The 9,969-nt window shown below is 36.9% G+C and carries 6 protein-coding genes; 4 read left to right on the top strand and 2 right to left on the bottom strand.

From position 1 onward, the window contains the following. Nucleotides 1-946 precede the first annotated feature (946 nt). Together pruA and F6K15_RS36160 are read left to right on the top strand one after the other, a co-directional pair. Nucleotides 947-3,925: an L-glutamate gamma-semialdehyde dehydrogenase gene (gene pruA, locus F6K15_RS36165; RefSeq protein ID WP_293070691.1), complete on the top strand. Its 2,979-nt coding sequence runs from the start codon at nt 947-949 to the stop codon at nt 3,923-3,925. Between the two features lie 50 nt (nt 3,926-3,975). Further along, nucleotides 3,976-4,110 (top strand): hypothetical protein, encoded by a 135-nt coding sequence (locus tag F6K15_RS36160; RefSeq protein ID WP_293070689.1) that lies wholly within the window; start codon nt 3,976-3,978, stop codon nt 4,108-4,110. A gap of 101 nt (nt 4,111-4,211) precedes the next feature. Here the strand turns inward: F6K15_RS36160 and F6K15_RS36155 are convergent, their stop codons facing one another. Beyond that, nucleotides 4,212-5,048, bottom strand: a complete 837-nt coding sequence (locus F6K15_RS36155) for a substrate-binding domain-containing protein (RefSeq protein WP_293070687.1) — start codon at nt 5,046-5,048, stop codon at nt 4,212-4,214. An 823-nt stretch (nt 5,049-5,871) separates the two neighbouring features. Between F6K15_RS36155 and F6K15_RS36150 the strand changes: the two genes are divergently transcribed. Then, a complete protein-coding gene (locus tag F6K15_RS36150; protein WP_293070685.1) occupies nt 5,872-7,044 on the top strand; it encodes a HAMP domain-containing protein in 1,173 nt (390 codons plus the stop codon). A 67-nt stretch (nt 7,045-7,111) separates the two neighbouring features. After that, nucleotides 7,112-8,743, top strand: a complete 1,632-nt coding sequence (locus F6K15_RS36145; protein ID WP_293070683.1) for an AAA-like domain-containing protein — start codon at nt 7,112-7,114, stop codon at nt 8,741-8,743. Between the two features lie 304 nt (nt 8,744-9,047). Here F6K15_RS36145 and F6K15_RS36140 read toward each other — a convergent pair. Then, nucleotides 9,048-9,969: tetratricopeptide repeat protein (locus tag F6K15_RS36140; protein ID WP_293070681.1), on the bottom strand; the 922-nt coding region annotated here is incomplete at its 5' end.

Raw genomic sequence — 9,969 nt, 5'->3', positions numbered from 1 at the left:
TAACTATGAGGTTTATAGAACTCATTTGGAATATTTCGCGTCAAAATTTGAAACTCACACAGTCGTACATGGTATAAAGCAATAATTGAAAATACTTCCATACACCCCATTCTCCTATTCTCCCTCTATTTTTAAATAGAACCCATAAAGGTTTGATCTCTCAACCATCGCGATCGCTCCATTCTCTCCACCAATTGAAATACATTTATCTTACATTGTATTATTGCGACATACGCATTAGTAGAGAAGGAATATGTTAACTATGAGGTTTATAGAACCCTCCCACATCAAAATTTGAAACTCACATAGCGGATCGATATAGCAGATGCTGCTGGCGAAAATTTTTATTTTATTCAATCTCCAGATGATGCAGTTGATGTTTACCGCATCGAGTTAGAAAGTTTTACTTCTGATTAATTGTCAGATTAAAAGAATAGAATTTTTGCAGAAGTAGACAATAGGGAACAGGGAACAGGGAATAGGGAACAGGGAACAGGCAAGAAAATTTCTGAAAAAGGCACAAAAAATGATCTATATGTGTAATTTTCACTCCTATGTCTAATAATAATGATAGTGGTTTCTTTAAACTTTTCCTACAAAATATTACAAAATATCTTGTCAGATTAAAAGAATAGAATTTTTCCTGCAAGTAGGCAACAGGGAATAGGCAACAGGCAAAAGGCAAGAAAATTTCTGAAAAAAGCACAAAAAATGATCTATATGTGTAATTTCCACTTCTATGTCTAATAATAATGACAGTGGTTTCTTTAAACTTTTCTACAAAATATTACAAAATATCTTGTCAGATTAAATGATAATATTTAGATAAGTATAACGTAACGGAAATAGACTCATAAAAACACTAACTTCCAAAAGAATTAGTGCTAGAGACCTAAATTAATCCGATACATAATCCCAATTTATTTAACCACACTTTGTTAAAAAAATGGTCGCACAAATACCTAATAGCAACTACGAAACTCAAACCCAAGAAATAGCAAAACAACTCTTGGCAGCAACTCAAGAAAAAAACCGTTCCTGGTTAGGACAACTGCAAAATCAAATGCGGTGGGATGATAAACTCCTAGACTGGGCAATGGCAAACCCTGGTTTGCGAGTACAACTATTTCGCTTTATTGACTGTTTGCCAGCATTACACAGTAAACCCGAAATAGCTGCTCACCTGCAAGAATATCTGACTACTGAAGAAGTCGAGCTACCAGAAAGTCTCAAAAAACTACTTAACTTTGCTAACCCAGACTCAGTTCCCGGTCAACTCGCAGCGACTACCGTTGCACCCGCAGTTGAAACCCTTGCCCATAAATACATTGCTGGGGAAAACATCAAACAAATAATCAAAACTCTAGAAAAACTACGGAAAGAAAAAATGTGCTTTACCGTAGACTTACTAGGAGAAGCAGTAATTACTGAAACTGAAGCACAATCATATTTAGACCGTTATCTAGAACTGATAACCCAACTAACCCAAGCTGCTAAAAATTGGTCGTCAGTACCTCAAATAGATGAAGCAGAAGGCGAACAACTATCACGAGTGCAAGTCTCTGTAAAGCTCACAGCATTTTATTCCCAGTTTGACCCCCTTGATGCTAAAGGCAGTCAGGAACGGGTGAGCGGACGCATCCGTACTCTACTCCGACGTGCCAAAGAACTGGGTGTAGCAGTTCACTTTGACATGGAACAATATAGCTACAAAGACCTAACTATAGCCATTCTCAAAGAACTGTTGATGGAAGAAGAATTCCGCAACCGTACCGACATCGGCGTTACTATCCAAGCATATCTGCGGGATAGTGGAAAAGACTTGCAAAGTATCATTGAGTGGGCAAAACTCCGGGGTTATCCTGTCACCGTTCGACTGGTTAAAGGTGCATATTGGGACCAAGAAAGCATCATAGCTTTACAACACGACTGGCCGCAACCAGTTTTCAACGATAAACCAGAAACTGATGCCAATTTTGAACAGCTGACTCAGATGATGTTAGAAAATTATCAATATATCTATTCAGCTATCGGTAGTCATAACGTTCGTTCTCAGGCAAGAGCGATCGCTATTGCTGAAGAATTAAAAGTACCCCAACGTTGTTTCGAGATGCAAGTTCTCTACGGTATGGGCGACCAAATAGCTAAAGCATTAGTGGACAAAGGTTATCGCATCAGAGTTTACTGTCCCTACGGCGACCTACTACCAGGAATGGCATATTTAATTCGTCGCCTCCTGGAAAATACAGCTAACAGTTCATTCCTCAGACAAAGTTCAGAAAATGTTCCTGTTGAAGAATTGTTAGCGCCTCCCACTACTAATGGCAAAACAACAATTCACGATATTGTTAAGCCTGTTTTTCCTAATGCTGCTGATAGCGACTATGCTGATGCTGCTCAACGACAACAAGCTTATAATGCTATTGGTCAAGTACGACTACAGTTAGGTCAAACATATCTCCCGTTGATCGATGGCGAATACATACAGACCGAGCAAATAGTAGATTCCGTTAACCCATCAAACCCGAAAGAGGTAGTCGGGAAAATTGGTTTAATATCTGTAGAACAAGCAGAACAAGCAATTAAAGCAGCTAAAGCAGCATTTCCTAGTTGGCGGAAAACACCTGTTACAGAGCGAGCGGGGATATTGCGAAAAGCGGCGGACTTAATGGAAAAACGCCGTCACGAACTTTCAGCGTGGATGGTATTAGAAGTTGGGAAACCCCTTAACCAAGGTAATGCGGAAGTTTCCGAAGCAATAGATTTTTGTCGCTACTATGCTGATGAAATGGAAAGGTTAGACCAAGGTTATAAATATGATGTAGCTGGAGAAACAGACCGTTATTATTATCAACCTCGTGGTATTTCTTTGGTTATTTCGCCTTGGAATTTTCCTCTAGCTATTCCGACAGGAATGACCGTTTCATCTTTGGTGACTGGAAACTGTACTTTGTTGAAACCAGCAGAAGTTTCATCAGTTATTGCTTCCAAAATAGCCGAAATATTAGTAGAAGCTGGTTTTCCCAAGGGAGTATTTCAGTTTGTTCCAGGAAAAGGTTCGACGGTGGGTGATTTTATGGTGAAACATCCAGATGTTAATAGTATTACTTTTACTGGGTCTCAGGAAGTTGGTTGTGAAATTTATGCAGAGGCGGCAATTTTGCGACCAGGACAAAAACACCTGAAGCGGGTTATTGCTGAGATGGGTGGTAAGAATGCAATTATTGTTGATGAGAGTTCAGACTTAGACCAAGCAGTTGCTGGTGTGGTGTATTCTGCTTTTGGTTATAGCGGACAAAAATGTTCTGCTTGTTCCCGGGTTGTGGTTTTGGCACCAATTTATGAGACTTTTGTGAATCGTTTGGTGGAGGCTACGCGATCGCTGAATATTGGAGATGCGGAGAAACCAAGTACACAAGTGGGCCCGGTAATTGATGCTAAGGCACAAAAACGGATTAAGGAATATATTGAGCAAGGTAAGCAGGAAAATGAAGTTGCTCTGGAGATGGCAGCGCCAGATGATGGTTATTTTGTTGGTCCGGTAGTATTTAAGGATGTGTCACCCACGGCAACTATTGCCCAAGAGGAAATATTTGGTCCTGTGTTGGCAGTGATGAAAGCGCAGAGTTTTTCAGAAGCATTGGAAATTGCTAATGGTACAAATTTTGCTTTGACTGGTGGGTTGTATTCTCGTACTCCTTCTCATATCGAACAGGCAAAAGCAGAATTTGAAGTGGGGAATTTGTATATTAATCGTGGAATTACAGGAGCGATCGTTTCCCGGCAGCCATTTGGTGGTTTTAAGTTGTCTGGTGTTGGGTCGAAAGCTGGAGGACCTGATTATCTACTGCAATTTTTGGAACCGCGCACTATAACTGAGAATGTGCAGCGGCAAGGTTTTGCTCCTATTGAAGGCGTGCAGTAGGGGAGATGGGAACCCACCCCTGACCCCTCCCAGGAGGGGAATTTGGGGAGATGGGGAGATGGGAACCCACCCCTGACCCCTCCCAGGAGGGGAATTTGGGGAGATGGGGAGATGGGGAGATGATATCACATTCGAGGGAATTGGACATCAAAACAATCTCCAATCCTCATACTAAACCTTTGTGATTCTTTTCTTACTCCTACCTTCTCTAAATTCCCATTTCTCCTGTCTTCCCCTCCTGGGAGGGGGAGGGGCGAGGGGTGGGTTGTCTCCTGTCTCCTGTCTCCTATTTTCCAGAGATATCTAATACTATATAACCTGCTAATTCTAGTTTTTGCTTGGCTTCTTGAGTGAAAATAAAATCAACAAATTTTTGAGTAACAGAATTAGGTTGAGAAGAAATAACTATCCCTATAGTTTGAGTCATTTTATACTTACCATTTTGTATATTAGCTTTGTTAGGGATGACATTATCAATATTGAGGATCTCAATAGCAAATTCTTCTAATTCTAGAGACTTAGCAACAAGACTAATACTATAGGGTGTACTTGCTATAGATTTGATAACTTGATCATCTTCTTGAAAAATGATTGCTTTTGGCGTGATTTGAAGATTTTCTCCTAAATGATGTTTTCGCAAAATTTGCTTTTCTGTTTCATCTTCTGGTATGTCTAATAATATAATTTCGGCATCAGGACCTCCTAATTCCTTCCAGTTACTAATAGTACCACTGTATATATCTTGAATTTGTTTGGTGCTGAGATTTTTAACTCCTGTTACCTTTTCATTTATAATCAAAAATTGGAGATTTTTTACTATAGGTATATATTTTATTTTGTCTGATGTTTCTGCTGCTGTCAGTTGTTTGCTGATAACTCCTATATCAATTAATCCATCTTTAACACCTCTAATACCACCACTACTTTGACTACTTGGCATAAAAGTAATTTCGATGGAGTCATTCTTGTGAGCTTCTGCCAATACTTCTAAGACTGAATAACCTTCTGAGGAACCACCTACTTTGATTTTTTCTACAGGAGTTTCTTGGCTACTACTGTCAGTACAACTGGTAATATTTGCAACAGTTAATAAAGCAATAAATACTATTAGTAATTTTTTCATTTCACAAAAAAAATCTCTTAGATAGATCGATGTAATAAATTTTAATAATTGTATCATATTTATTTCTACCGATCAAATCTGATTCACATACAGCGCTTTTCATATTGATGAACCAAATCTTCACAATCAAAACCGTGTAGAGACGTTTCATGGAACGTTCCTACTGTAGTTAGTAGTGGAAAATTATTTGTATATAATTTGAGTCTTATACCCAATCAAATGATTAATCATATCATGTCTGGATAAGAAGGCGATCAAAAAAAATGATCCTTTTCCTCATCTTAATTTCTTTCTTCTTGCTTCCCTCCTAATTCCTGATTCCTGATTACTCCGTAATTTCATGTATAAAACCCATTTTAGATCTATATAATTATGGTAGTCAAGTCTTTTTACGCATCAATTTTCAGGGAAAATATGAAGAAGGAGTTTTGAATTTTTTGTACTATTTATCCCCACATATTCCTTCTTACTTTCTGCCTCCTGTTTCCTGACTCCTAACTAAAAAACTTAATATTTATGAAGATACCAAATGGGTTATATAAGTAATCAAACGGATATAATATTAATACACAATTAATTTGGCTTAAATATTTTTTATTACTAGCGATCGTCGGATTTGATATTAGTAGAAGCTATTACTAATAATTTATTGATATATAGCATTCTTATCTGAGATATGGAGATAAAGTGCTATACTACTCAATGTAGAAGTTGTGAAAAAATTCATTGTATTTATTTTTTCTTCTATCTAGCACTTATGTGAAAAATTTACAAATTAAATAGGATTGCGATATACTACATCAATCAATTTTAAATAAAAAAAATGAGTAATACAAAAATTAAACTAATTTTGAAATTAAAAAATATTTTCAGTAGACATTATTCAAATTTCCCTTTAAAACAAAAGATAAGTTTACCGTTTCTCTCGGTATTTTTAACAATATGGTTTTTAGGGAACTTCGGTATTATTTATTACTTTTCTCATAATATTGAACAAAGGCAACTAAAAGAAGTAGAAGGCATTGCTGGATTAGTGATACAAGAATTTCAAAGACAAATGAATAAACTGTACTTAAATGCTAAATTATTAGTTGGTGGCACAACAATGTCCAAAGCATTAGAAACAGGGAATAAAACAGAAATTCTCAAAAAAATAATACCTTTAAAAGCAAGTTTATCTCTTGATATAGTTCAAGTAATAGATAAAAATGGTAACAACATAATAGATTTGCGTAACCCGATACTGAATCAAGTAAAAATATCCGATAGAGTAGTAATTTCACAAATAATTAATGGGGTAGCTTTTTCTAGCATAATTACTGGAAAAGAATTCAATAATTCTAGATCGATATTAATAGGAGCTACACCAATTAAATCTAATCAAGGAGTTATTGGCGGTCTGATTATCGGTACTGCTATAAATAATCAATTACTTGATGAAATATCTATAGAAACAAATAAATATATTGTTGCTTTCCAAAACAAAGAAATAATTGCTTCTAGTTTACCTGGAAATGAAAAAAATTATTGGGATAAAATCTACCAAAAACAGGATAAAAAATTAAATAAAATAAAAATTGACGACCAGTTATACATAGTTAAAAATATCAACTTACTTGGGTTAGATGGTACAAAATTAGAATTAACTGCCCTATCTCCTCTAGCAGATTTGGAAGAAGCAAAACAAAAACTTGTGATGATAATTAGTTTATTTTCTTTACTAGGATCGGGAATAGTTATTCTCGTAGGTTACTCACTATCAAATATAATTGCAAATCGAATTACTACAGTGACTTCTGCTACAGAAGAATTAGCTAAAGGTGACTTAAAAATGCGACTTCCTGTCACTTATAACGATGAAATAGATAAATTAGCTGAAGGATTCAATTTAATGGCACAAAAATTAGAAGAACGGGAGCTAAAAATCAAACTTAAAGTACAGAAGTTAGAAGAAACTTTAGAAAAATTTGTCAGTAGCGAAGAAACTTTAGAATAACTTTCAATAAAGGTAATTTATACATATCCATAGGTTAATTAAATACTGAATTTTTTCATTGAAAATAATGGCAGATCTAACTCAATCTCTAATATTTCCCAGTAGTCCCGTACCTCTTAATTCAAAATTCTATATAGAACGTCCTCCCATAGAAGAACAAGCCTACAATGCTATTTGCAAACCAGGCAATGTTCTCAGGATTAGAGCACCTAAAAAAATGGGAAAAAGTTCTCTTGTGAGTAGAATTATCGCTTATGCTCAAGGAATGGAGTACAAAACTGTCAATATAGATTTTCAACAAGCCGATCGCTCAGTTTTTGCTAACTTAAATAAATTTCTACGCTGGTTTTGTGCGAATGTTAGTTTGCAGCTCAAAGTTGAGAATATATTAGATGATTTTTGGGATGAAGATATTGGTGGTAAAGTAAGTTGTACAATCTATTTTGAAGAATATTTACTATCACAATTTGACAGTCCCATAGTGTTAGTATTTAATGAAGTAAACATATTATTTGAACATCTTGAGATTGCCCAAGATTTTTTGCCAATGTTACGTTATTGGCACGAACAAGCTCAACAAATTGAAATATTTGAACAATTAAGATTCGTAGTAGTTTACTCCACAGAAATTTATATTAAATTAAATATAAATCAATCTCCATTTAACGTAGGTTTACAAATTCAACTGCCAGAATTTAATGAAGAACAAATACTACAATTAGCACATAAGTATGGACTGAATTGGAAAGGAAAAAATGAACCAAAACAACTAATGGCAATGGTAGGCGGACATCCGTATTTAGTACATCTAGCTATCTATTTTTTGTCTCAACAAGACATAAGTTTAGAGCGGTTATTATTAGAAGCTCCTACTCATGCAGGAATTTATAGCGATCATTTGCGAAGTTTATGGGAAATTTTGCAGCAAAATTCAGAACTTTCAAGTGCATTTAAAAAGATTTTAATAGATAAAAATAATGTTGAATTAGAAGCTTTAATTGCTTATAAATTAGATAGTTTAGGCTTGGTTAAATTGAATTTTAATGAATGTAGATATTCTCGTGAATTGTATCGAATTTACTTTCAAAAAGGAATTGAAAGAACCGAATTAGATTATCAAGAACGTCTTGAAGAGTTAGAAAAAGATAACCAAAAGTTACAGAATTTAGTAAATATTGATAGTCTAACTCAAATTTATAATCGTCGCTACTTCGATCAATATCTAAATGCAGAGTGGCAAAGAATGGCTAGGGAAAAAAGTCCTTTATCTTTGATTTTATTAGACGTTGACTGTTTCAAGCTTTATAATGATACTTATGGTCATCAAGCAGGAGATAATTGTTTACAACAAGTTGCGCTAACTGTCCGTAACTGTCTGAAGTATCCAACACATATAGTTGCACGTTATGGAGGTGAAGAATTCGCCGTAATTTTGCCTCAAACTGACCAAAAAGATGCATATTCTGTGGCTGAAAAAATCAGCAATAAAATTAAATTTTTAGCAATTAAGCATATTAATTCTCAGGTTAAATTAGGTATTGTTACTGTTAGTATAGGAGTATCTTGCACTGTTCCTAATTATAAAGAGAATGCTTCCATATTAGTTAGAGCTGCAGATGAAGCCATTTATCAATCTAAAGCACAAGGGCGCGATCGCATTACTATTAGCCCATTTTTGAATTTTAACAGTAGTAAGTAGGGTTTGCGCTTCACTAGTCTTTTAGTAGGGGTAGGGGTAGGAGACAGGAGACAACCCACCCCTGACCCCTCCCAACCCACCCCTAGCCCCTCCCAGGAGGGGAGGGGAAGACAGGAGACAGGAGAAATAGGAATAATGAGGAGGTAGGAGTAAGAATTTTCCCAAGCATGATATATAGCGCTGTGCGCAGGCAACAGGCAACAGGCAACAGGCAACAGGGGGAATAAATTGCTGATAATATAAGGCTTTTAGCTATTGGACACCTCCTGCAATTTGTAAATATACCAGCGCACATTGCTATAAGTCAACGCTCTCTAATATCCAAAGCACGCTGTTGAAAAAGTTCAGCTTCTCTATACTTCCCTTGCTCATAATAGAGTTTTGCTAAATTCTTCAGACTGTGTGCAACATGAGGATGGTCTGCACCAAAAGTTTTCTCATTGATAGTTAAAGCACGTTCCAACAATAGTTCTGCTTCTGCGTACCTTCCTTGGTCAGAGTAGAGTTGTGCCAAATTGTACAGACTGTGTACAATATGAGGGTGGTCTGTACCAAAAGCTTTCTCATTGATAGTCAAAACACGCTGCAAAATAGGTTCCGCTTTTGTATATTTTCCTTGGGAATAGTAGAGTGCTGCCAAGTTATTGAGACTATCTTCGATACCGGGATGGTCTGTACCCAAAGCTTTCTCATTGATAGCCAAAGCACTATGCAATAGTGGTTCTGCATCTTTGTACCCTTCTTGAGAGTAGAATTCTGCCAATTTTTTGATATTTTTCCCCTCGGCAAGTCTATCATGTGATGAGCGTCGGCGTTCGCCTCGTCCACGAAACCTTCGTGAGGAAGGTTGCTTGTCAGGTCGTGACAGTGGCAATAAGCTGAGAGCATCATCAGGTCTATAATGTGGTCGAGGTTTGCGATCGCCTCGTTTATGAGACCTGGGTGGTCGATGTTTGCGTTTGCCTCGTCCATCAAACCTAGGTGGCCGAGGTTGGCGATCGCCTCGTTCATCAAACCTAGGTGGCCGAGGTTGGCGATCGCCTCGTTCATCAAACCTAGGTGGCCGAGGTTGGCGATCGCCTTGTTCATCAAACCTGGGTGGTGGTGGTTGCCGATCGCCTCGTTCATCAAACCTGGGTGGTGGTGGTTGCCGATCGCCTCGTTCATCAAACCTGGGTGGTGGAAGTTGGCGATCTGCGAGGGGAAGTTGACTCTGCATCAAGCGA

Source organism: Okeania sp. SIO2B3 (genome assembly GCF_010672525.1).
Lineage (GTDB): Bacteria > Cyanobacteriota > Cyanobacteriia > Cyanobacteriales > Microcoleaceae > Okeania.
Note: the sequence above shows the minus strand (reverse complement) of the source record. Positions and strands in the feature narration are given on the sequence as shown.

Excerpts from the sequence above, each read along its gene's own strand:
- F6K15_RS36145 (WP_293070683.1), top strand. The coding sequence starts at position 7,112 with ATGGCAGATCTAACTCAATCTCTAATATTTCCCAGTAGTCCCGTACCT.
- pruA (WP_293070691.1), top strand. The coding sequence starts at position 947 with ATGGTCGCACAAATACCTAATAGCAACTACGAAACTCAAACCCAAGAA.
- F6K15_RS36160 (WP_293070689.1), top strand. The coding sequence starts at position 3,976 with ATGGGGAGATGGGAACCCACCCCTGACCCCTCCCAGGAGGGGAATTTG.
- F6K15_RS36155 (WP_293070687.1), bottom strand. The coding sequence starts at position 5,048 with ATGAAAAAATTACTAATAGTATTTATTGCTTTATTAACTGTTGCAAAT.
- F6K15_RS36150 (WP_293070685.1), top strand. The coding sequence starts at position 5,872 with ATGAGTAATACAAAAATTAAACTAATTTTGAAATTAAAAAATATTTTC.